The sequence below is a fragment of the Parabacteroides sp. TM07-1AC genome (genome assembly GCF_003480915.1).
Taxonomy (GTDB): Bacteria; Bacteroidota; Bacteroidia; order Bacteroidales; family Tannerellaceae; genus Parabacteroides; species Parabacteroides chongii.
The window spans coordinates 115,665-140,970 of sequence record NZ_QUKD01000012.1; the positions used below are offsets into that span (position 1 = coordinate 115,665).

13 protein-coding genes and 2 pseudogenes are annotated in these 25,306 nt (G+C 40.2%); 6 read left to right on the plus strand and 9 right to left on the minus strand.

Annotation, left to right across the window (positions count from 1 at the left end; genetic code table 11):
• Window positions 1-141 precede the first annotated feature (141 nt).
• The 5 genes and pseudogenes from DXD68_RS20560 to DXD68_RS20585 all read left to right on the plus strand — a co-directional run bounded on the left by DXD68_RS20560 (window position 142) and on the right by DXD68_RS20585 (window position 7,327).
• Complete coding sequence (locus tag DXD68_RS20560; RefSeq protein WP_122363368.1) at window positions 142-576, plus strand: DUF6078 family protein; 435 nt, start codon at window positions 142-144, stop codon at window positions 574-576.
• A 211-nt stretch (window positions 577-787) separates the two neighbouring features.
• A pseudogene (locus tag DXD68_RS20570) lies at window positions 788-2,233 on the plus strand (DUF3375 domain-containing protein).
• Window positions 2,230-2,814, plus strand: coding sequence for a DUF4194 domain-containing protein (locus DXD68_RS20575; RefSeq protein WP_122363371.1), 585 nt, complete (start codon window positions 2,230-2,232; stop codon window positions 2,812-2,814). The pseudogene DXD68_RS20570 and the gene DXD68_RS20575 overlap by 4 nt, the downstream one beginning before the upstream one ends.
• Window positions 2,811-6,176 carry an ATP-binding protein gene (locus tag DXD68_RS20580; protein ID WP_122363372.1) on the plus strand — a complete coding sequence of 1,122 codons (3,366 nt, stop codon included), beginning with the start codon at window positions 2,811-2,813 and terminating at the stop codon, window positions 6,174-6,176. The genes DXD68_RS20575 and DXD68_RS20580 overlap by 4 nt, the downstream gene beginning before the upstream one ends.
• Window positions 6,173-7,327: a Wadjet anti-phage system protein JetD domain-containing protein gene (locus tag DXD68_RS20585; RefSeq protein WP_122363373.1), complete on the plus strand. Its 1,155-nt coding sequence runs from the start codon at window positions 6,173-6,175 to the stop codon at window positions 7,325-7,327. Before DXD68_RS20580 ends, DXD68_RS20585 begins: the two co-directional genes overlap by 4 nt.
• Here DXD68_RS20585 and DXD68_RS20590 read toward each other — a convergent pair.
• Entirely contained in the window at window positions 7,314-8,153 is an 840-nt protein-coding gene (locus tag DXD68_RS20590; RefSeq protein ID WP_122363374.1) for a phospholipase A, read from the minus strand. The genes DXD68_RS20585 and DXD68_RS20590 overlap by 14 nt on opposite strands.
• 164 nt (window positions 8,154-8,317) lie before the next feature.
• Here DXD68_RS20590 and DXD68_RS20595 point away from each other — a divergent pair, with 164 nt between their 5' ends.
• Entirely contained in the window at window positions 8,318-10,111 is a 1,794-nt protein-coding gene (locus DXD68_RS20595; RefSeq protein ID WP_199715783.1) for a MutS family DNA mismatch repair protein, read from the plus strand.
• A gap of 287 nt (window positions 10,112-10,398) precedes the next feature.
• Here the strand turns inward: DXD68_RS20595 and DXD68_RS20600 are convergent.
• The 8 genes and pseudogenes from DXD68_RS20600 to DXD68_RS20635 all read right to left on the minus strand — a co-directional run.
• A pseudogene (locus tag DXD68_RS20600) lies at window positions 10,399-10,600 on the minus strand (transposase); the annotation flags it as partial.
• Window positions 10,601-10,710: 110 nt separating this feature from the next.
• The gene (locus tag DXD68_RS20605; protein WP_122363376.1) at window positions 10,711-14,661 is read right to left on the minus strand and encodes a response regulator; all 3,951 of its coding nucleotides are present in this window, start codon (window positions 14,659-14,661) and stop codon (window positions 10,711-10,713) included.
• Between the two features lie 77 nt (window positions 14,662-14,738).
• A complete protein-coding gene (locus DXD68_RS20610; RefSeq protein WP_122363377.1) occupies window positions 14,739-16,439 on the minus strand; it encodes a hypothetical protein in 1,701 nt (566 codons plus the stop codon).
• A 50-nt stretch (window positions 16,440-16,489) separates the two neighbouring features.
• Entirely contained in the window at window positions 16,490-17,809 is a 1,320-nt protein-coding gene (locus DXD68_RS20615) for an SGNH/GDSL hydrolase family protein (protein WP_122363378.1), read from the minus strand.
• Between the two features lie 12 nt (window positions 17,810-17,821).
• A complete protein-coding gene (locus DXD68_RS20620) occupies window positions 17,822-19,225 on the minus strand; it encodes a sialate O-acetylesterase (RefSeq protein ID WP_122363379.1) in 1,404 nt (467 codons plus the stop codon).
• 69 nt (window positions 19,226-19,294) lie between these two features.
• Window positions 19,295-20,848, minus strand: coding sequence for a RagB/SusD family nutrient uptake outer membrane protein (locus DXD68_RS20625; protein ID WP_122363380.1), 1,554 nt, complete (start codon window positions 20,846-20,848; stop codon window positions 19,295-19,297).
• 12 nt (window positions 20,849-20,860) lie between these two features.
• Window positions 20,861-23,926: a SusC/RagA family TonB-linked outer membrane protein gene (locus DXD68_RS20630; protein ID WP_233577258.1), complete on the minus strand. Its 3,066-nt coding sequence runs from the start codon at window positions 23,924-23,926 to the stop codon at window positions 20,861-20,863.
• Window positions 23,927-24,177: 251 nt separating this feature from the next.
• Entirely contained in the window at window positions 24,178-25,302 is a 1,125-nt protein-coding gene (locus DXD68_RS20635; RefSeq protein WP_122363381.1) for a glycoside hydrolase family 130 protein, read from the minus strand.
• Between the last annotated feature and the right edge of the window lie 4 nt (window positions 25,303-25,306).

Consider the following 25,306-nt stretch of genomic DNA (forward strand, 5'->3'; position numbering starts at 1 on the left):
TCTCCACAGATTATCCCTTAACTTCACCTTACATTCAAAAGAATTTCTGGTAAAAATCAAATACGACTTTTAAATAGTCTTCACTTTCATATCATTATTCAAATATTAACCGTAGCTTTGTTAACTTATAAAACTCAACACATGGAACCTGAATCTAAATACGAATCCGTCCCCCAAAGTTTTGCTTACTGCCTGAATAAGCAATGCAAGCATTCCGCGAAGTGCCTGCGCTATCTTGCTTCGAAACAACTTACACCGGAACAGACAATTTTTTCAATCGTAAATCCGGCTTGCACAACGCCGCAAGCAGATAGCTGTCCCTTTTTTAAAGCTGACCAAATGGATAGATACGCTTTGGGGATTACTTATCTATTGGATGATCTCCCTCATAACAAAGCGATTGACATTAAAAGGGCAATGAAAGCCAATTTTAGTAAAGGGACCATTTACCGCATCCAGAAAAAAGAACGGTTGATTACCCCTGACGAACAAAATATCATCCGTATGATCTTTATCCAACATGGCATCCATACCGATCCGCTTTTCGATAAATATATAGAGCAATACGATTGGTAATAAACCGTTCACCCTTCAGGTCGCAATCAATTTAAAATCACGCTCGGATGGGTAATATTCCCCACATGGATGGGTACTATTCCCCACTGCAGTGGGACTAATTCCCCACGTTGAAAAAAATAGTGGGGAAATTTTAATGTCCGTCCATCATTCTGTTTCTCAAAAAGAAATACTACCTTTACCCCATTAAAATCAATAACCAACAGCGAATATGACCTTCGAATACATCAGCCAATTACTAAAAAGCCATACCTCCATCCGATTATTGAAAGCGGACAATGCTCCTCTCATCATCAGTTTTCTTTTCGAAACATTTAAGGAAAACTTTACGAATCAAGGCGAAGGAGGGATAAAAGAGAAAGAACTTGCCGACCGTTTGGCGGATATGCTTTATGTGTTGAATGATTCGAACAAGATCTATCCCAAACAACCCAACGAATACCTGACAGACTGGGCTAATGCTGGTTTCCTTCGCAAATATCCCTGAAAAACAGACGAATTTGTCTACGAACTGACACCAGCCACCGAACTTGTATTCAAATGGATCGACAGCCTGGATAAAAGAGAATTTATCGGTACCGAATCACGCCTGAAATACCTTTTCGAACGGATGCAGGAGTTGGTTGGTAAAACGCAAATGGATGTGACGGAGCGTTTGGCTCGTCTGGAAGCGCAGAAGCAGGCATTGGAGCAGGAGATTGAAAATATCAAAGAAGGCAAGCTGGAAACGATGGACGACAGACAGATCAAAGAAGAATATTTCCTGATCGAAGATACGGCAAAATCGTTACTGGCTGATTTTAAAGAGGTAGAACAAAATTTCAGAGACCTGGACCGTAACTTCAAAAGACAGATCATCACCTCCAGCCAGTCGAAAGGCGAGGTATTGTCCGATTTATTTGAGCAGCAGGATTTTCTGTCACAGACTGATCAAGGAAAAAGTTTCACGGCTTTTTGGGAATTCCTACTCTCGCAATCCAAACAACTGGAGTTCGAACAATTACTTACCCGTATGCTCGAAATCCCGGTAGTACAACAAATAAGGAACGAAAATTTCCGTATGGAACTGCTGAGAAACAATCTGATCGAGGCCGGCGACCGGACAAATAAGACGACCAACTCGCTTTGGGGACAACTCCGGAAGTATCTGGAACATAAATCCTTCTTCGAAAACAAGCGGATACACGAGCAAATCAGCGAAGGACTCAAAGTGATATTCGAACATCCGGAAATCGACTTCACAAAACTTCCGGCACTGGAAGTAGATGAAACTATTCGCATCAATCTGATAGCCGATCAACCGCTCTATATGCCTCCCGAACAGGTTAAATTCAAAAAACAGCCGATGCAGGAAGGCAAGGCTTCGGGCGGCAACGAGTTGCTGTATGAGCAGTTTGAAATTAATATACCCAAACTAAAGGATCATATCAAACAATTGTTACTCAGGAAGCACGGTCCTGTCTCTCTGCCGGAGTTAATCCGGGAATATCCGATTGAGAAAGGAGTAGCCGAAATAGTTGCTTATCTGGATATTGCAAGTAAAAACGAAAAGCGGTGCACCGTTTCTCATAATGAGCAGGACGAAATATTAATCCTGAACGCTCAAACCGGACAACGCTTTCAAGTAAAAATTCCGAAAATCATCTTTAATCAATGAAAAAGGTTTATTCAAATGTATTGATAGCCTTACTGAAAGGCATTGTTTACAGTCATCAGGAAGAGATCTGGAACACACTGATCCTACCTGAAAACGAGCGGGATGTACGAAACTATTTCGCCGATATTCATTTGGATCTCATTATCGACAAATCGGAAGGATACGCCTATCTGAAGCAGCAACAAACTTCCGCCGATGAAGGGGAAAATGAACAGGAAACGCCGATGAAACTGATCCGACGACGTGCACTAACCTTCCATGTTTCCCTACTTTGCCTGTTGCTTCGCAAACATCTGATTGAAAACGACCAGACCGGCGAATCGACACGAGCAATACTCAGTCGGGAAGAAATCAACAGTCAGATGAAACTGTATATGAAAGAGAGTACCAACGAAGCAGTTGTCAATAAACAAATCGATGCTGCGATCAAAAAGGTTGAAGACGAAGGCTTCCTGCGCCGAATGAAAACCGAACAGGAGCAATATGAAGTGAACCGCATCATCAAAGCCTTTGTTAATGCCGATCAGGTGAGCGAATGGTTGGAACGTTATAAAGAATACGTAAAACAGTCGAAGAAATGAATAACGAAATTCAGCAGGTAGGCCATCGCCTACAATATATGGAATTATTGAACTGGGGAACATTCAACGGTAAAATATGGAGAATCACGCCGGAAGGTGAAAACTCGTTACTGACCGGGGCTGTCGGTTCGGGTAAATCGACCGTGGTCGATGCGCTGACCTCGTTATTGGTTCCTCATCAACGCATTACGTTTAATAAAGCGGCCGGCGCCGAAAGTCGGGAACGAAATCTGGCATCCTATATCAAAGGAAATTACAGTTCGAAGAGCGACGAATTGACCAACGGTAGCAAAGCTGTCACCTTACGCTACACAAAAGCAGGAGAGGCTACTTTCACCGCCATCGTCGCCAACTTCCGGAACACCGGGTACGAAACAAACATATCACTGGCACAGCTTTTTTGGATAGAAAACGGCGGTGTACGTAAGCTCCTGCTGATTGGCAACGAGCCGCTCACAATCAAAGAGCACCTTTCAGGCTTTACAGACGCAAAAGAGTTGAAAAAGCGATTGCGTGCTAACAAAAGCATCGAGATATTCGATGACAACTTCGCCAGATACAGCCAGCGTTTCCGCCAGTTATTCGGCATGAATTCCGACAAAGCGATCGAATTGTTCTACCAGACTGTCTCTATGAAATCAGTAAGTAGCCTCACCAACTTCGTTCGTGAACAGATGTTGGAACACACCAATATCCAAGAACAGATCGAGGAATTGAAAAAGCGGTTCGACAACCTTCATCAAGCGCATGCCGCCGTTATGGAGGCTCGCAAACAACGGGATATACTGTCGCCCTTGACTACATTGGACCAGGAATATTCAGAAACCCGGCAGCAACTGCAGGAAATAGAGTTCTTACTCTCGGATGCCATTCCAACCTATTTTGCCGACAAGAAACTTCATCTGCTGCAAAAGGAAATCGCGACTTGCCAACGCAAACTGACCCAGTTGGAAAGCCAGTTCAACCAGGCCGAACAGGAACTCGATAACTGTCGTAATTCCATTAACGATCTGCGACAGGCTATCCATGAAAACGGTGGCGACCGCCTTGAACAAATCAAGAAAGAAATCGAACAAGCGACCGTTGCCCAACAAGAGAAAAAAAGACAACACGAACGATATCTGCAACTGACCGTAGATTGTGGAATCCCTGCCGCCAACACCGAACAGACCTTCTTCCGCAACCAGAAAACAGCCGAAGACAAGCTGGAAGAGGTGGTTGCTGAACGGGAAAAGACAACTACTTTGCAAGGTGGAAAGATAGCAAAACACTTGCAAACCAAGCAGGAGATCGAACTGCAGAAACAAGAAATAGAATCGTTACAGAAACGCTCCAACCAACTTCCCTCCGGCATCCTCGATATACGCAACCAGCTCGTCCGGCATTTGGGTATCCGGGAGGAAGAAATCCCCTTTGTCGGGGAACTATTGAAGGTACGCAGCGAAGATAAGGAGTGGGAAGGTGCTTTGGAACGCCTATTGCATGGTTTCGGGATCAGCATGTTAGTCCCTGACCGATACTATCATTTGGTCTCGGGATTTGTGAATACGAACAGACTGCAGGACAAGTTTCAGAAAGGAGTTCGCCTGGAGTATTTTCGCGTTCCGGCAGAAAATAAATTATATCAGATAGAAGATGTTTCTTCGGAATCTGTGATCAATAAAATAGACATCAAGCCCAATACGCCGTTTTATAACTGGTTAGAAAAAGAATTGGTACGCCGTTTCGACCTGCAATGCGTCTCTCTGGAAGAGTTTCGGTCGGTTAGCGACGGTATCACGAAAGAGGGGCAGATCAAAACCGGACGTCTGCGCCATGTGAAAGACGACCGTCGCGATCTGTGGGACCGTAGAAACTTCATATTGGGTTGGAACAATAAAGAAAAAATATGTGCCATCGAATCATACCTGCAAACACTCCAGAAACAATATAAAACAGAGGAGGCCGAGATCAATAATCTGTCTCAGATGATCAACCACTATAACACGACGCAATCTTACCTTCAGGAAATCAAACGATTCCGTAATTGGAACGAACTGAACTGGCAAGGTGAAATAGAGAATATAACCCGTCTACAGGAAGAAGAACGGCAGATCACCGACAGCAACGACCTGATCAATACGCTCAAAGAACAACAACAGCAGGCCGAAAAGAAGGAAAAAGAACTGAAAGAACAATATAATCAGCTCAGAGACAATATGGGGCGCCAGAATACCTTGATAGAACTGGCTACCAACCAGCTGCCGGAGCAAAAAACACTATCAGCATCCTTGTTGAAAGAAGACAAGGAAATATATTACCCGAAGATAGACCTGTTACTACAAAACAGGTTTTACACACTTCATTCTATCGACAATCTCAAAGGCGAACTCATTAAAAGCCAGGGAGGAACACGCCTGAATATTCAGAAGAAATCGGAATCTACACGTGACAAGATCACTAAAATCATGCGCGAATACCGCTACGCCTTCCCTTTCGATGCCCTCGAACTGGCTGAAGATGTCGAAGCATGCGCAGAGTATCTGAATATCTATCATCGTGTCGTCACCGAAGGATTGCCCGCCCACGAAGCCCGGCTCAAAGCAATGTTGAACCAGGATACCATACAAAGCATTGTCACTTTCGACAGCAAGTTGGACTTGCATGCCAAACAGATCCAGGAAAAGATCGGCATCATCAATACCCATTTGGAAGCCATAGAATTCAACAAAGGAACCTATATTAAACTCCAGGCTGTCACCAATCCCGACCGTGAAATCATGGAATTCAAAGAAAACCTGAAAGCATGCTACAGTAATATCCTCAACACCGACGATGCCTACACCGAAGAGCGTTTCGAACAGGTACAACAGATACTGAATCGCTTCCGAAGCAATGAAAACCGTGACATCGAGTGGACCGGTAAAGTAACCGACGTACGCCAATGGTTCCTCTTCAATGCCAGCGAACGCTATCGCGCCGATGATATGGAGAAAGAGTTTTATGCCGGAACCTCCGGTAAATCGGGTGGACAAAAGGAAAAACTAGCCTATACTATCCTCGCCTCTGCCCTCGCTTACCAGTTCGGATTAAACTATCAGGAAGAACGTAGCAAATCGTTTCGTTTTGTGGTAATAGATGAAGCATTCGGACGGGGAGACGATGAAAGTACGCAGTTCGGCCTCGACCTGTTCAAAAAACTGAACCTGCAATTGCTGATCGTTACTCCTATGCAGAAGATCCATGTGATAGAAAACTATATCCGCTCCGTTCACTACGTCTCCAACCCGGGAGGTAATGACTCACAGATACGTAACCTGAGCATAGAGGAATACAGAAAGGAAAAAACGCAGCATAATTTACATATAGAAATCGTTTCATGATTACACCGCAAGAAATAAAAAAACAATGCCTCAACTGGTGGAGAGAACTACTCTTGTCTGTCATGGCTGGAGAAGAGTTCTTCCCCAGGGCTATCACCCGCATAGGGAAGATCACAGCCAAAGATATTCTCTTAAAATTAACCGAGCATAAAGCAGCCATTGCCGAATTACAGAAAGGTGCTGTTACCTATGGGTATAGCATAGAAATGAGCGAGAAAAACTTCGATAAGATCGGCTTTCAGACAATCCCTTCAAGTATCGTCATCCCTTCATTGGACGTCTACTTACGCATCACTCGGAAACGATCGGAGTTGGATATCTTCACCCGAAATCTACACTATATTGAAACAGCGATGCCACAACTTTTAGCCTGGGCAAAAAACAATCCGCTCCGACTTATCTCTCACAATACATGGAGCGACACTGTAAAGGTTTGCCAATATTTCATCGGAAATCCCCGTCCTAACCTATACATCCGAGAATTACCGATCGACGTTCATACAAAATATATTGAAGAGAATAAGGATTTGCTTCGTTCCCTGCTTGACACGATCTTACCCGAATCGGCTATTAATTCGGAAGAAAAAACCTTTGAGAAGCGATATGGCCTGAAAATAGCAGAACCACTGATACGCATCCGTTTCTTAGATACCTCATTAGCTTACAATAAAATATTGACAGATATATCCATTCCTCTGACAACTTTCAGCCGATTAAATTGTCCTTGCAAACGTCTGTTTGTTACAGAAAATAAGATGAATTTCCTAACGTTACCCCAACTACCCGACAGTATTGCACTATGGAGCGGAGGCGGTTTCAACGTCAGTTATCTTAAAGATATTCCCTGGCTGAAAAACGTACAAAGTTTCTACTGGGGAGATCTGGATGCACAAGGCTTGCAAATTCTTAACCAGTTTCGCAGCTACTACCCTTCTACTATATCTTTACTGATGAACTGGGGTACTTTCCACCGATACACTCACCTATTCAAAAAAGGAACACCGGCTCCATTACAATTCCTCCCCAACCTAACTGCCGACGAATATTCTCTCTATCAACATCTTCAAGAGAATAACCTCCGTCTTGAACAGGAGCGCATCCCCCATTCCGATTCGCTCCGCATCTTCACTCCGTATCTCAATATATACTGAAATCCTGCGGCTTTATCACAAACCCGATCCTCAGCATGCTTTTGAACTGATTATATTCCAGCAAATTCTCTCCGTAGCCATTATAATATTGAAGGAAGAAATATTGGTTTTCGTTATTATTGAATTTATAGCTCAGTTCTACCTGGGTATTAAAGCTGAACCATGTTTTACGTTTCGTCAGAATCACTCCGCAGTTAAAGCGTTTATTATCTGTTCGGAAATTCGTTGCCACCTGGAATATACCGTTATATTTCAGTAAGTCCTTATTATATTTTCCATCGACGATCGGTATCCATGTTTTGAACTGAGCTTCCCAGTTCTTATTAAGGACAACGGCCGCTGCAAATGTGACCTTATTCCAGCTACGGGAAGCCGTGCTATCTTTCCCGTTCGACTCATGTTCTAGCATTAAATATCCCTTACCGATATACTTATTATGATGAATGATCAGGTGTCCCAAACCGATCCCCGGATTGAAGTTCAGGTCGCGCATAGGAAGAGATTCCTGAAAAACATTCCAGAAAGCTTTCTGAGTATACTGGATGAAAAGATACGTATCGAAGGGTAACTTACTCTTGGTCAGACGTTGCGCAATACTTAACTGAAATTTGACATCCGAATTGGCAGCAGTCGGTTTATGCCCGATCGTCGTTCCTCCAATGAAATAATTATCTTTAAACAAAGTAAAATAAGGAGCTTTATCCAATACCGCACGTACACTGTCTGCATTATATTCCAGCTTGGGATCCTGAACCAATACCTGGGAGAAAACGGAGACAAAGCCGGACAGAAATAAGACAAACAGAAATATAGTTATCCTTTTCATATATAATATTATTGTATGTAAAATCAATAAAAACAAAGCAAAGATAACAAGCGTACCATCAAACAATTCTCCCCGATTCCCTGAATTATGGTCAATTCAGTTACCTTTTCTTTATTAATAACCATTTCTTATCCGGTAAGTTCATTTTTTATATCTTTGTCTGCATGGAAAAAGTATATCAATATTATCAGGATACAATAGCAGCATACACACGCCGCTCGGACAATCTAAGAAAGAAAATACATTTGATAGGAACAATACGCCTGCTGCTCGTAGCCGGACTTCTTGCCGCCATATGGTTTTTAAAAGCTGAAAACTGGATGATGCTGGCAGGAGCTGTGGTTCTGTTCCTTATTCCTTTTGTCGGGCTGATGGTCTATCATACGTTTTTGTCATCGAAAAAATCGTATGCCGATGTTCTTATATCACTCTGCAACAATGAGCTGAAAGGACTGGATTATGACTTCAGCGCTTTCAACGGAGCACCTGAAAAAAGCAGCGGAGAACATTCTTTCAGCCTGGACCTGGACCTTTTCGGCAACCGTTCCATCTTCCAATCGATCAACCGTACGGTCACTTCCGTAGGAAAAGAGAGGCTTGCCGACTGGTTTATCAATCCTCTCACCGATAAAGAGGAAATTCTCAAACGGCAGGAAGCGATCCTCGAACTCAGCGAAATGACGCAGTTGAGACAACATTTCTATGTTACCGGCATGCTGCATCCCGGAGAAAAAGGAGATATTCGTACGCTGATCTCACTGACGGACTATCAGCCGGCGTTTATCACCAGTTTGCTTTGGAAAAGCCTGATGTGGATCATTCCGGCCATATGGATTGTTCTGATCGTGGGAGCATCGGTCGGCTCAATCCCTTTTGCTCCGTTAGGCATATTCTTCGCCATTGCATTTCTTATTTCCAACCTGCGGGCAAAACAGATCAGCACACTTCACAATTCAGTGAATAAGATGGAAAAAATACTATACACCTATTCTTCACTGATCAAAAGTATTGAAGGTGATATTTTCAAATCCTCCGAACTGGCAACGATCAGCAGTCGATTCAACGGACCGGAGGGAACAGCTTCCCGTTCATTGAAAAAGTTATCCCGCTGTATCGGAGCCCTCGACCAACGAATCAGCTTTATGGGAATCATCCTGAACATATTCATCCTGCGTGATACCCGGACAGCAATCAGGCTGGAACGCTGGATACAGGCACATGTCAAAGATATTCCTTTGTGGTTCGATGCTTTGGAGAAGTTCGATGCGTATAGTTCGCTGGGCGGCTTCGCATTCAATCATCCAAGTTACATTTATCCGGAAATAGCAGACACTTACTTCAAGATGAGCGGCAAGGCTTTGGGACATCCTCTCCTTCGTCGGGAAGTCTGTGTAAGAAACGATATATCCATCGAGAAAAATCCCTGGTTCCTGATTATTACCGGAGCGAATATGGCAGGAAAAAGTACTTACCTGCGAACTATCGGGGTCAATTATTTGCTGGCTTGTATCGGTGCTCCGGTTTGTGCGAAGGCTTTAACCGTCTATCCGGCAAAGATGGTGACCAGCCTGCGTACTTCCGACTCGCTGGTCAGCAACGAATCTTATTTCTTCGCCGAACTGAAACGGTTGAAGATGATCATCGACCGCCTGCAGCAAGGCGAACAATTATTCATCATCCTGGATGAAATCCTGAAAGGAACCAATTCCATCGACAAGCAGAAAGGTTCGATCGCCCTGATGAAACAGCTTGTTTCTTATCAGGCTTGCGGCATCATCGCCACACACGACCTGGTATTAGGTGAACTGGAAAAGGAGTTCCCTGATCAGATTAAAAACTACCGCTTTGAGGCAGATATCCAAAACGAAGAACTAACGTTCTCCTATCAATTAAGGGAAGGCATTGCCCAAAATATGAATGCTTGCTTCCTGATGAAGAAAATGGGAATAACCGTTTAAAAGAGGTTGTGTCTGCATTTTGACACAACCTCTTTTATGTTTTATAGTTCTGCTATATAGCCTTTAGCCTATTCAGTTTTTTTCTCATTCATTTGGTAACAAGTTAGTATTATCCAATTGTACGGGGTTCCAAATAGACCAATAACCATAGAATTAGCAAATGTAATAGAGTCCTTTCCTGCTTTTCGCAGTTCGCGCACATCTTTTTGATATTAAAAGCTATAGCAAAGAAAGGAAAGTCCATTGTAATCTTTTCCCGGATATCAGTCCTCTACTTTAGGTGTAGAAATCACCTTAAGCATCATTTTAGGATGATAAGGACAACGGCCCGTTTCTTTATAAAGTTTCTTAAAAATTGTCAAGATTGAGATTATCAACAACAGCATTGACTATGCGGACCGGGTCGTTCGCAGCTATATTTTCATCAATTCTTTGTGGAAAAAAAACGATTTGATTGGGTATGTAAGAGCGAAAATAGAACTTTGCCATAACAAAAAACTTTAGGTAATAACAAAGCCCGGGCTTGGGAAAGTCTGGGCTTTACGCATAAAGAAAAGGTTGTGCCTGAGTTTGACACAACCTCCTTTTTCTTTTGTTTCTTACTGATTCCTATAATCTTTAGGAGATACGCCATACTGTTTTAAGAATTCACGATAAAAATAAGACTTATTGGAAAATCCGGATTTAAACATAATTTCCGATACGGTAAATTTTGTACTCCGCAATAATTTAGCAGCATATTCCAATCGGATATTTCTAATAAACTCACTGGGAGTTTTATCCATTATTTCCTTAAACTTACGATATAAAGTAGCTTTGCTTACTCCAATGAAATCGGCAACAGCAGAAGGGCTAAGCGCCTCGTCATCTATGTTCTCATTGATAAAATCAGTTACATTTTGGATAAGAGCCTCGTCTTCAGGATGAAGAATAAATCCGTCTTTAACCTTCAAAGACGACAGGCTCGAATTGAAATAGTCTTTTAAAAGCGCCTGCCTCGATAACAGATTCTCTATGGTCGATATGATTTGCCGCGGATGGAAAGGCTTGCCTATATAGGCGTCAGCCCCATGATTATAAGCATTCACCTGATCGCTGACCGATGCTTTCGCCGATATTCCAATAATCGGGATATAGCTTGTCTTTACATCAGATTTCAGGTGATCGATCAAAGTGATTCCGTCCATATCAGGCATAACCATATCGCTAATGATGATATCCGGATGATTTTTCTCTATTTCCTTAAGGGCTTCCAGGCCATTGTTTGCTTCCCGTATAGTATAGTCCGATAAAATATCCTTCAGCAGACTCCGGATATTTTTCTCGTCTTCTACGATCAGGACTTTCACTTCCTTATGAAGTTCCGGCTCTTTTCCCGTTTTTTGTTCTTTTTGTATGACTTCTTCATCAATTATAATAGAAGAACTATCCACAGATAAAGATGGAATACTTACCTGAAATTCGACATACTTACCCAATTCGCTATTTACTTTTATTTCTCCTCCCAATAATTCGGTCAGGCTTTTGGTCAGATTCAGACCGATCCCGTTACTGACTGAGTTATTCAAACGCGGCGTATCAAAGATTTTGAACTTATCGAAAATTTCGGCCATCTGCTGTTCGGTTAACCCTTTCCCCGAATTTCGAATAATCAAATGCAGTCTATTGTTTTGAGTCGCATCCTGAAATGCTTCCAACCGGATATATCCATAACCCGGAGTATATTTAAAAGCATTGGATAAAAGATTGAAAACAATCTTCTCCAAAGCATTCCGGTCCGAATAGATCTGAGTGGTATCATGTATATCTATCTTGAAATCGATCTTGTTTTCCTTCAGTATATCCACATAATTGCCGGATACAGACTCTATAAATGACTCGACTTCCATATTTTCCGGATGCAAATCCATATTACCGGACTTAGTCTTACGGAATTCCATAAGTTCACTAATCAGCTTTTGCATCCGCTCTGCATTATTTTTTATAATCAACAAATATTTCTCCGTCTCTTTATCCAGTCCCGACTGTTCCAACAAATACTGGACAGGAGTATAGATCAATGTCAACGGGGTAAAGAATTCATGAGCCACATTGGTAAAGAAATTCAGTCTCGACTCGTAGAACTTTTGTTCATGCTGTTTCTCTATCTGTGCAATCAACACCTGGCGATTTAAACGGATGCGATTCTTTATAACAGACCTGGTAATGAAAAATAGAATTAAACACAAAACCCCATAGACAACCAAAGCCGGGATACTGAACCACCACGGATATCCCATTTTTATAATCAGCTTATAAGTATTGCCACCCCAAACTTTATCGCCATTGGTACTCTTCACTTCAAGCTGATATTTTCCCGGTGGAAGTTGAGTAAAAACTATATTGGGATTATTACCTACATAGATCCAGTTATCCGAATGATTTTTCAACCGATAGGCATATTCACAATTATCATTATTAATGAAGTCTTTAGCGATAAACGTAAAAGTCACAAACTTCTCCTCATAATTGAGTTTCAAGACATCCTGTTTTATCCTGTCATGGATATTCTGGACACTATCGTAAATCTTCAGACTGCTGAGAACGAGCGGAGGTGTAAACTCACGTAAATGCATATTTTGCGGATTGAAGTAACTTAATCCACTTACGCCTCCAAAATATAAAAATCCTCTACTGCCCTTAAAATAAGCACCATCCGAAAATTCATCGTTTTGCAGTCCGTTCCTAAATGTATAATTTTCAATCTTATTATCCGGGATATTCAGATTGGATAATCCCTGATTCGTACTAAACCAGATATTCCCGTCATCTCCCTTCAATATGCCATGGATTGTCTTGTTGTTCAGCTGTTCATTGGCATATTGGAAGAGCTGAAGATTACTACCCTGATTATCCAACCGGTTCAACCCATAACTAGTTCCTATCCAGATATTATTCTCATCATATAATAAAGACAATACGTCATTATTGGTCAGTAAAATATTCGTATCGATATCTTCCAGTGAGCAGATTCCGTTGTTGGGAATATCGATCCGGTTCAATCCTCCACCCCGTGTACCAAACCATAAAAAACGGTCATCAGGGCTTGAGGTAATAGCATAAACCACGTCATTATTCAATGAACTGTTTTTATCGGATGAAGTATATTGCCGGAAACCATCTACCTTATAGACACCATCTTCTTTCGAAATATTCATTTTAATTAATCCATAGCCGGAAGTTCCTATCCAGAGCAGCGAGTCGTTATTCGTAAAACAAATACTGTAAACGGCTTTAAACGCCGGATACTTATCCGGGACTTTCAGTTTCAATAATCGCCCGGTTCCAGCCTCCAGGATATTAATACCCGCCCCTTCCGTACCGATAAATACATCATCCGATCCGTTCTTCCTCATTGTGTACACAGAATTGGATATCAGCCCTTTACTCTCATCCAGAAAATCAGACAGTCGCTTTGTCTCCGTATTCAGTAATTTTACTCCGCTACCTTTTGTTCCTACCAATATATTATCATCAACTTCACAGAAACTTCTTACGGGGTGAAGCGTGTGAACCGTCCGGAAGATAGAATTATACGAATACAGTTGTGCTAACCCCTGCCCGTCGGTGCCGATCCATAATATACCCTGGCTACCCGGATAAATAGTAAACACAGATAGCTGCCTGGGCAGTTCATCCAGATACGAATAGGTCTTTTCATCCAGATCATAGACGATACACCCTCCTTCTATAAAACTAATATAAAGCTTCTTACCTAATAATACCGTCTGTGAAACCGAATTACGAATATCCAGTTCTACACGATGTGAAACAGTAAAATCTGGATTGAATAGATACAGGATATTCCCCTCATTCAAAATGAGGGTGCCGTTCGATCTGAATATCTTATTTACAGGGCCAGCTGTGGAGACTGACTGTAAATCCGCCTCCCTAAGCTCACCTTGTATCCAGTTGTAATTCAAATATTTTACATTTCCATTCTCAAACAAGAATATTATATTCCCGGTATCATCCGTACAATAATCTTTTACCGTATCCGTAAAAGTCGTTTTTACCGGATTGAATTCATCTGTCTGTTCATCGTAACGAAACAAATATTTCCCCCTGACAAAACAAATGATCTCTTTCCCTCCTATGTTTCCCAGAATAAATGATTTTTCCTGATTGGGTATTTTATTATCCGCTTGCAGATAATAGCGGGTTATTTGATGTGTCTTCTTATTCAAACGGTTTATACCATTATCTGTTGCGATCCACAAATAATCTTCTTTTTCTATGAGCTGCCTGATAATATTATTACTGATCGAGTTCAGATTACTCTTACTATATCTGAAAGTGAGTATATCTCTCCCATTGAATGCATTCAGTCCATCCCATGTTCCTACCCAGATAGTATGCTCATTATCCTCTAAAATACAATTAACCGAATTATTTGTCAACCCGTCTATGTTTGAAATGTATTTCAAAAGGTTAGAAGCATTGATATTTTCCGGAGAGAAACATGAAACAAAAAGAATGAAACATATTTTTATTACCAGTGAACTTTTCATGCAAGTGTATCTTATTTATGGCACTTAGAACAGTGACAAATATAAAGAATATATTTAGAATAAATAGGCTAAATATGTTACAGAGAATAGTCGATCACATCCTGACCGATCATCAACTTTCCTTTTTTCTTTGTCCTGACAGCCGAAGAAGGGAGGCAAACAATCGTTGCCGCTTGATCGGCCTGTAAGCGAATGGGCACTTTTCCCTGGCAATTTTTCCGGAGATACTGCTTCGACACCAGATCATACAGGTCGACAGGTGCTTCGACATCCAGGTTCAAAGTAACGGTCTTGTCTTCAAAATAAGGATTGAAGATTAAATAGGTCGGATATTTCCTGTCGGAATAGAAATCGGTGGCATTACAATCCAATTGAAGAATACCTTCCACATCGGTCGTGTCGACAATAGCCGCCAGCATTCCTACCCATGCCGAACCATACAGGCAGATGTCTGTCGCAGACGACATTGTTTTTACCTGGTCGCCTATCGCATAAGGACCTTCTTCAGCCAATAGCCCCTGAAAAGGTTCGAAATGATTACCATGTTCCAGATCCTTCCTCAAACCTTCATAACATATTACATGCTGAGGGTCTCCCTGCCAGATAGAACTCGACTGACGGTTACGAGGGTGTTCATCCGAATAAAACAAACGGCATGCATTAGCCAGGTTCAAGACCCATTTACCGATTGTGGCAGAATAAGCCGGATTATATTTGACAATGGGGACGAGTGCTGCTGCCTGTGAGAAAGTATTCATGGCAAAGGCATACTGTTCTTCTTTCTTTTGTCCTACCAGTCCATGCACATCATATTTATTCCAACGTTCACACATTACTCCCCACCCATCCCGATCAGAATTGTTTCCGTCAAAACACCAGTTCAACATTTTCAACTCATCATAATGAGTACCCAGTTCTGCATTCATTCTGACAGCCAGGTATGCACCATAAGGCATCATGATCTCATAAAAGGTACCTTCCGCTTCCTGACGGTTCTGTAAAAAAGCCATGCATCGACGAGCCGCATCCAAATACTTCCGATCACCGTATTTTATCCAGGAAATATATTGCAGCCATGCAAGCCCGGCTGCTGCATCGGGTTCACGCCATACATTATTATGATACCCTTTACGGTTCTTAAAGTCAAATGCCGTAAAGTTAAAATCGGGGTATTCTCTCCCCTGTCTTAAATCATCGATTGCTTCGAGCCAGTTATCCACAGTTATTTTCATCGGCTCCTGCATTTCTTCTTTTGCCGGATATAAATCGACCAGCATGGAATAAGCCATTGCAGGCCATATCTCATACCAGAAACTTTCGCCGGCCTTCCTGTTCAATCCGTTTAGAATAAGGTTTGTCCCGTTCTTCTTATTAAAGAACTGACGTATCATTGTCACATAATCTTCTCCCTGATAGTTACTTTTATCTATCTTGAGCAAACTCGCGCTAATCAGGGAACCCATTGTCGGCAACGATTCATAGGTGTTTCCTCCCAAACGCCTTTTATCCACATAACTGGGAAGCCCGAATGTCCGGAAAGGGAAATTGACCTGTGAGTCATCCCACCAGATAAGAGGAAGGTTTTGCCCTTTAGCATTGAAATCATAAAATAACTTATCCTGCTGTGTGGCAATATCTTTCCAGTTTTTCATCTTATAAGGGAAAGGCATATTCGGCATATACTGTACAAGACGAATCTCTTTTTGCTTCACCTGACTTTGAACGGATGTGCCGGCCGACAAGATCCCGGCCAATAAAATCAATACGATCTTTTTCATAATTGCTACATTTAGATTAAAAAATAAAGTATTAGTACATAAATAAAGTATTATTTCACCTTCTTTATTACATAAGAATTAGGCTGTGGATTATTATTTCCCCAAAGCTTCTTATTTAATTCATCAGCCCTTTCCACCCAAAAACTTTCTTTTTCTTTTAAAGTAAGATACTTATCAAAATTTTCTACATTGTCTTTAAATAGTTTCATTATATGAGCTTTGGGAGTAGTTATATCATCTATATCATATCTTCTTTTAAGTTCTCCATATTCTATCATTGCAATATAACGAATGTTCTCTACTATGGAAGTATATTCTGCTATGATTTCAGCAAGTAAGGTCGCCTGTTTATTCTGAGGCGTATGAGCTATTGTGGCCAAATTTACACCTTGTGAAAAATCAGAATCGGAAAAACTTCCAATCATCATATCATTTATGAGAAGTTCATATTTACCAGGTGTTAATCCTTCTATTTGAAGTATTTCCTGATTTAGTTCATTATCAAAATCCATAAAAAGAGAGGCTTTATCCGGCATTGCAGTTTTAGGATAAGGCAACGCATTCTCCAATAATGAAAATTTAATTGATTCTTCCTTAAATGCCAAATCACTAACCAAACAGTTTATTTGTTCACTAATAGAAGAATGTTTTACATTAAATCTTAATTTTGAGACAAAAGGAGTAGCATTTGTAGACTTAATAAAAATATATCCCATAAGAAAGTCAGCCAAGGGTGTTGTATGAATCCGATCACGCGTCAATAAAGTAAATGTGGAATCAATAGCTTGCTGTTCTAAAGTAATCCGGTGCATAGGATTATAAAAATCAACAACAGGTATATTCCGTTTTTTTCCTAAGTTAATTACTTCATTCACTAACCGTTCTAATCCAAGTCTTTTAGGATCTACAGGTTCCGTACTTTTTACTGAAGAATCATAAGGAGAAGGGGTAATTAGGATAACCTTACTTCCACTCTTTTCCAGTCTATCCACAATTCCTTCCAGATCACGGCTATAATTTTCCTTTGAAAAAAGCCCGCTCTTCTCCCACCAAATGTCATTTATTCCCAGCATAATAGTAGATATTGTAGGCTGATGTACCAGAATATCCCCATCCATACGACGGGTAAGAGTCCCTGTGGCTGTGTCTCCCCCTGCACCACAATTAAATAGAAGAAACTGCTGTGTAGGATAACGAGTTATATAATAAAGGTATACCATTTCCAAATATTTACCCCGATGAGTAATACTGTTACCTATGGCACACCAACGATCACCCTTTTTAAATGCCGTATGGGTCTGAGCAAGAGAAGGCAATGCAAGCATAAAAAGGCATAAACACGGAATTATAGTTTTAAAAATATGATTCATAAACAGTTGAATTTATTTATTAGGAATTTCTTCACTGAAAGCCAATACTGGTAAACCAAAAGTATTATATAATGAACCTTTCACCCAAGGCTGATAACAATATCTCACATATTTCGGATTTGTTATTTCAGTAATATCGATCTGGATGAAATTCTTATCTAATTCTCGTACATATACCGGATATGCTTTCACCGGTCTGAAAACTCCATCAGCTTCCGCTATTTCGAACCCTTCAATATTGTTACGGGGATAAAAACCATATTCGGCATGATCAAATTCAATCCATATCTTACCATTACCAGTGATTCTACATTCCTTAAAAGAAGGATTATCAGCCCTTATTCCCGACATTCCATATGTTTTAGCTAAAGCGATATATGCTAATCTTTTAGCCACTACCTCTTTCTGACAGGGATGAATGCAGTGCGGCTCACCCACATCAATTGTAGAAGCCATTGCTACAAAAGGAACTTTTTTTGCTACTTTATATTGTTCCATGCGTAAATCAACCGAAGCTAAATGTTCCATAGGAGCAACTTCCACAAAATAAAAAGGTAATTCGCCTTGTCCCCAATCACTTCTCCAGCGGGCAATCATTTTCTCAAATACCGGCCCATAAGACTTCGGATTAGAATCCCAATTTGATTCACCCTGATACCAAAGAAATCCTTTAATACCATATTGAGAAATAGGTTTAACTAACTGATTATATAAAGCGGAATTACCACTGGTAGTACTGTGACGTTCATTCGCAGTGAATGTATCAAGATCAATTTTGCTAGACCATTGTTCAATTCTTGTTCCACCTTTAGCAGAACATATCATTCCTATAGGTATATCCAAAACATCACTTAAAGTTCGTCCGAAAAAATATCCTATGGCACTGAAATCAGCAGCAGTAGCAGAGTCTACAATTTCCCATTTACCAGCGTATGGCTTATCTGCACCTTCACCCTCCGAACCAAATGCTACTGTAAAGATTCTCATTTTTTTCAATTTGGCCGCAGTAGCGATGGCATCATTAGAGCCAACAATAGGCTGGCTAGCAGTCATTCCTTTTAATTGCATTTCCATATTAGACTGACCGGAACAATACCACACATCACCAATCAATATATTATTTATGGTAATGGCTTCTCCATCCGTAAGAGTAATGAAATAATCACCTCCCGCAGTTGGAGTTGTAACCTTCACCAACCAATTTCCCTGATCATCGGTTTTTGTCTGGTAGGTTTTACCATCCCAACTAGTAGTTACTGTTACCTTCGATTTATCTGATTTACCCCATAACTTTACATCGCTATTTTGCTGAAGCAACATATTGTCCCCAAGTATGGGAGGTAACGTTATCCGTGCATATATACTAGAACTGAATATCCAGAACAATGATAATAGTAAAATAATATTTCGCAGCATTATGATTAGGCTTTAATAGTAAAATTTTCCCTTAAGGACTGTTCATGAACAGCCCTTAAGGGAGATTTATTAATAATTAGGATTCTGAGTTAGAACATTATTCGATTTATCAATTTCCCCTTGTGGAATAGGTAACAAATAATCTCTGCCATCGTTGAAATTTGCCCCTTTGGACGTATCATATTTCTGGGCATATGCTTTCATCACCTCACCAAAACGTTTTTGTCGCAACAGATCATCTCTTCTCCAACCTTCCATAGCCAACTCACAACGGCGTTCTTTCCAAATTATTTGACGTAACTGCGCAGGATCTGTCGTCGTAATATCGGGAAGTGTATTAGCTGTAACAACTGGAGTATAAGCCTGTTTTGTTCTACGAGGATCCACCGGATTTGTAGCACGAGCACGACTTCTTACAGCATTCAGAGGCTTAAGAGCCTGAACCGATTTTCCATTTTCATTCAATGCTTCTGCATACATTAGCAACACATCTGAATAACGAATCAAACGAATGTTATATGGAATCATCCAAATATCGTAACCTTCTTTCTCTATACGAGGTACAGTCGATTTATAGTCATGAAAACCAGTAATTGATTCGCCATTATCCTGATCTTCAGTATCTCCCACATAACGGTCACCCGTTTGTGTAAAGACATAAGTAATACGTGGATCGTCCGCATCAAATTCATCGTATAAGTTCTTGGTAGGTATATGGAAACCATATCCTTGATAACCAGCAACTCTTCTACTTGTAAAAAAGTGAGGTACATTCGTCCCGGTCAATATATTCCTATCATACATTTTATTCGGGAGTTCAAATACAGACTCACTACTATTTTCATAACTTTGAGTCCAGTTCAAACCATAATCAGGCAACAAACTATAATCACCATCTACTTCAACCACCTCTTTAAGATACTTTTCTGCATTTACAAAATCACCTCTGAACATATAGGCCTTTGCTAACATCACTTTCGCAAAACCACGAGTTAAACGATAAGCATTATTTTCATCGTATTCACCTTTTGCAGGCAAACTCATCGCTGCTGTCAAATCTTCTTCAATAAGTTTATAAACGTCATCAGCACTTGAGCGGGGAATTGTCAAAATTTCGCTTGGAGTTTTTGGTTCTGTGAGCAGAGGAACATCACCAAAAGAGCTAACCAGAAAATAATACCCAAAAGCACGCAGGGCTTTTGCTTCATTGACATACCGTGTTAACATATCTTTATCTCCTACTGCATCAGGCGCATAATAAATAACCTCGTTACAACGGTTAATGAGACGATAAAGTATTTCCCAACGACGGCTCACTTCAGCGTTGGTGGTATAAACAGTAAAATAGGAAAGGTCAAGAACCTCGCGACGATCGCCATCACTACTTCCTCCCTTCAAGGCATCATCCGTAGTACAATCACCTATGAAATAGAAATTTAAAGCAAACTCGTTATAGGTATTTCTTAATTGTAGATAAGCTCCTGTAAGTGCATAATTAATGTCGCTTTCTTTTCCATAAAAATTCTCAGTTGTTGTTTTTCCATAACTGGGTTCATCCAGCGAACAACTGTAAAAGCCCATACAAAAAAAGGCCAAAACTATTATCAATATACTATTTTTCATAATACTATTCTCTTAAAATTGTAAATTACAACCAAAAATAACCGTACGTGAAGTAGGATAACGTGTATTATCCACTCCCATATTCAGCGGGCTACTTGCTCCGATTTCCGGATCAAGACCAGAGTATCCAGTTATTGTGAATAAATTCTGACCAGATACATAGAATCTACAACTATTAAATAGTTTTGTTTTTTGCACCAATGAAGAAGGAAGGGTATACCCTAACTGTACATTTTGCAAACGAACAAAAGATCCATTTTCAACATAAAAAGAAGACGCACGGAAGTTATCATTTGTATCCGAGTTTGTCATTCGCGGATAAACAGCATTGTCTCCTTCTTTTCTCCATGCTTTCGTATATGCCTCGGTAAGTGCATTTTGCATTCCTGCAACAGCAAAACTTCCCTTAGTTGTATTCCAGACATCATTTCCAATCATCCCCTGGAAAGCCATTGAAAAATCAAAATTTTTATATTCAAAACCTAAATTCAAACCTAAAATTAAATCTGGATTCGGATCACCAATAAATGTTCGGTCGTCATCATTCAATTCACCTTCCTCTGTCAATTTAGCAAATTTAAAATCACCAGGTTGCGCATTAGGTTGTATTTTAGTTCCATTTTTATCTACATATTGATCAATCTCTGACTGATTCTGAAAAATACCAATTTGTTTGTATCCCCAAAAACGTCCAATGGGACCACCTACATAAGTACGACTTACATCTCCACTTAAATACTCAGAAACAAGTCCGGTAACTTCTGTTTTATAAGTAGATATATTTGCTCCGATACTGTAATTAAAGTCACGACCAATGGTATTTCTGTAATTAGCAGATAGCTCAAAACCTCTATTCTTAAGATCACCGGCATTGAAAAATGGACTGGTCGGGAATGCACCAAAAGAAGGTATAGGCATAGCAAGAAGCATATCTTTAGTTTCTTTTACATAGAAGTCCATCGACAAATCCAATGAGTTATTAAACAATGTCATATCTAATCCTACATTAGTTTGTTGACTGGTTTCCCATTTTACATCTGAGTTACCAGTATATTGAGGAACGTATCCTTGTGAAAAAGTATTTCCAAAATACCATTGATTAGCAGTACTCGTCCCAACGAGAGTGAAAGGAGCATCACGGTCAATACGTTGATTACCATTCTGTCCCCAACCGACACGTAATTTGAGATTAGATAACCAGTTTTCTACATTTAATGTTTGAAAAAATTCTTCATTGGAAATTCTCCAACCTAATGAAAAAGAAGGAAAATATCCCCAACGGTTTGCTTTAGCAAAACGAGATGAACCGTCAGCACGGAAACTTACTGTCGCTAAATATTTATCGGCATAAGTATAATTCACACGTCCCAAATAAGACAACATGGCTGATGTTTGTTTACCACCACCTGTTTGATCACCTTTTGTTTGGGCATCTAGTATTTGATAAATATCCTCATTACCTAATGCATTTGTTTTATAACCTCGCATAGTCTCTAGCGATTGCTTTTCATAAGTCATAGCTGCCATAATATCAAAACGGTGCTTATTAATCTCTCTATTATAATTCAGCCTCTGTTCAATAATATAGTTGAATACTTCCTGATTATTACGATTCAGTTTAGTTTCAGTACTATATTTATCTTCCCGGTTAGCAAGATTGTCTTCTGAAAAAACAGATGAATATAATGGTCTGAAATCTTTAAACTGAGAGTTATTTTTTTCAAAACTATATTGAACACGATAAGTCAGTCCTTTCATTAGTTTCAAAGAAGCAAATACATTCCCGAAAACATTAAAGAAATCCTCATGTCTTTCCGGAAGTTCAAGCATTGCAACTGGATTAGGATTGAATCCCCATTCAGTAGGAGCATATTTATTATATTCATAATTTTCAGAAGAAGGATCCACTAATGGATTTATCACAGGAGTGAAAGGATCAGCCCCTTGAATAAAACTAAAATTGGGTACTGCTCCAGCATCTTTCGAACGAATACTTGACAAACCTAAATTTGATCCTACAGTTATATAATTAGTAAGATCATATTCTTGATTAAAACGCAAAGATATTCTTTTGAACTCCGTTGTTATTAATGGACCTTGATCATTGAGATAACCTAAACTTAATGCAGAACGTGATTTATCTGTTCCTTTACGAATACTAAGATTATAATTTTGGTTGAACGCATTGCGTGTCACTTCATCCCACCAATTAGTATTATATCCTTTTTTATACTGATTCGTAAATTTATCTTTCATGGATGCTTGAAAGTTCGCATCATTCTTATAGGCTTCCATGATAAAATTGTAGTAATTATCACTATTCATCACATCAAGAGCTTTATAGCTGCTTTTGACTCCTATGTAAGCATCCAAAGTGACAATTGTTTTCCCTTCAATTCCGCCTTTTGTAGTAACAAGAATCACCCCATTGGAACCACGAGATCCATAAATAGCTGTAGCAGATGCATCTTTCAAGACTTCGATACGTTCAATATCTGAAGGATTTATACTGCGGATATTATCCATAAACTGTCCGTCCACAACATATAACGGATTGTTATCGTTTACCGTACCAAATCCACGGATACGAATAACCGTTTCCGAACCGGGCTGTCCTGACGGAGCAGCAGCAAAGACACCCGAGGCCTTACCGGTAAGTAGTTCTGAGACATTGGAAACTGCATAATTTTTAATATCTTTTTCAGTTATGGATGAAACTGACCCTGTAAGGTCACTTTTACGTTGTGTACCATAACCCACAACTACAATCTCATCCAATAGCAAATCAGATTGTAGTCTTACATTTACTACTCCTGATGATGGAATATTCACTGTCTGCATCTGGTAACCTACATAGGATACTGTAATTTGTTTACCTGTAATTTGCAAATTGAATTTGCCATCTAAGTCTGTTGTTATCCCATTGTTTGTTCCGGTTTCAACTACCGAAGCTCCAATTAAAGTTTCGCCGGTACTTGCATCGGATACAATACCCGAAACTGTTTTGGTTTGCTGTGCCCAAAGACCTATGCATCCAAAAAGTACCATTATTAAAAATATGATTCGTCTGTTAATCATGACTTAAACTGGTTTAATTATTAAAAAATAGAATTAGTTAACTTTATTCCTGTTGGTTATTCAATAATCGATTGTATCCGATCAGCAGGACTATCGAATTTACCGTATTTACTCTAATTTCAGGTGGTACCCGATCTGTCTCTCTGACATCTGCTCCATATGCTGGAAGTATTCCTGTCCAGCAGACAAAACAAATCAACATCGCCAGAGTGGTTTTCAAACGTTGTTTCATGTTTAATATAGATTAATTGTTAAAAATTATAGTCGCATATCGCAACAGCTAATTGCGAATCTGCACACCCATAGTATAAATATAGTTTTCCGTTGAGATAAGAAAGCCCTTCGAGGAATACGGTTCCATCTACGTACTGACCTCTTTTTTCGAAAGGGGCTTCGGGATAAAAGAATGGCTTATCCAAGCGATCGAGTACTTTACAAGGGTCGTTCTTGTCGAACAGAAATTGTCCGGCACAATAAGCTCCAGCGGGATATTCAGAATCCCCATTACCATCATGTTGTCCGTTTTTTCCATTGTAAATCAAGACTATGCCATCATCAGTCATTAAAGCAGGAGGACCACATTCAGTTAAAAGACTGTCGAAATATCCATTTCGGGGAGTTGCCAACACTTTTAGTTCGTTATTTTCATCTAAAACCGGAGTCCAGTCAATGAGATTATCAGACACGGCGGCAAATACTGCACTCTCTCCCCAATACATAAAATACTTGCCTTGAACCTTCTCTATGACAAGCTTATCATCTTTTATACGGGTCACTAGGGATGCTGATTTACAACTCAAATTCTTGAATCGCCCATCATAAGCTCTACCAAATGCCAAGCCATGCTTCTTCCAATTAATCAAATCACGTGAGATGGCCACGGCTAGTCGGGCTTTGTTGCGATTCCAGGCAGTATAGAGCATTACATACAATCCATCTTCAGTCATAGCAACGCGTGGATCCTCACATCCTCCTGGCCATTCGAGTACTTTGTTTGCATCTTCGGCAGGGAAAAGTACAGGTTCCATACGGCGAGTCATAATAATACCATCGGCGCTTTCGGCATAACCTATACGGGAAGTACGACTTCCAATCCCTTGTGCTGAATTATCTTCAGCGCGATACAGTACCACAATCTTGCCGTCCTTAACGACTGCTGCAGGATTAAATGTATCACTTTCTTCCCACTTTACCCTTTCTTGACGCATAGGACAGAAAAATTCGGTATCTGTTTTAGGTGAAATAACAGGATTCACATTTGGGGGACGTTTGAATTCGCCTAACACCCATGCCTTATTTTCCTGGACACACAAAGTTTGTGCAAAAGCATCCAGGCTTAGCAAAAGAATAAAAGCTAATAATAAATGTTTGCTCATAATA

Bases quoted from the DNA above. Each gene is read 5' to 3' on its own strand.
- DXD68_RS20605 (WP_122363376.1), bottom strand. From the start codon at position 14,661: ATGAAAAGTTCACTGGTAATAAAAATATGTTTCATTCTTTTTGTTTCA.
- DXD68_RS20620 (WP_122363379.1), bottom strand. From the start codon at position 19,225: ATGCTGCGAAATATTATTTTACTATTATCATTGTTCTGGATATTCAGT.
- DXD68_RS20585 (WP_122363373.1), top strand. From the start codon at position 6,173: ATGATTACACCGCAAGAAATAAAAAAACAATGCCTCAACTGGTGGAGA.
- DXD68_RS20590 (WP_122363374.1), bottom strand. From the start codon at position 8,153: ATGAAAAGGATAACTATATTTCTGTTTGTCTTATTTCTGTCCGGCTTT.
- DXD68_RS20580 (WP_122363372.1), top strand. From the start codon at position 2,811: ATGAATAACGAAATTCAGCAGGTAGGCCATCGCCTACAATATATGGAA.
- DXD68_RS20595 (WP_199715783.1), top strand. From the start codon at position 8,318: ATGGAAAAAGTATATCAATATTATCAGGATACAATAGCAGCATACACA.
- DXD68_RS20615 (WP_122363378.1), bottom strand. From the start codon at position 17,809: ATGAATCATATTTTTAAAACTATAATTCCGTGTTTATGCCTTTTTATG.
- DXD68_RS20610 (WP_122363377.1), bottom strand. From the start codon at position 16,439: ATGAAAAAGATCGTATTGATTTTATTGGCCGGGATCTTGTCGGCCGGC.
- DXD68_RS20635 (WP_122363381.1), bottom strand. From the start codon at position 25,302: ATGAGCAAACATTTATTATTAGCTTTTATTCTTTTGCTAAGCCTGGAT.
- DXD68_RS20560 (WP_122363368.1), top strand. From the start codon at position 142: ATGGAACCTGAATCTAAATACGAATCCGTCCCCCAAAGTTTTGCTTAC.
- DXD68_RS20625 (WP_122363380.1), bottom strand. From the start codon at position 20,848: ATGAAAAATAGTATATTGATAATAGTTTTGGCCTTTTTTTGTATGGGC.
- DXD68_RS20630 (WP_233577258.1), bottom strand. From the start codon at position 23,926: ATGATTAACAGACGAATCATATTTTTAATAATGGTACTTTTTGGATGC.
- DXD68_RS20575 (WP_122363371.1), top strand. From the start codon at position 2,230: ATGAAAAAGGTTTATTCAAATGTATTGATAGCCTTACTGAAAGGCATT.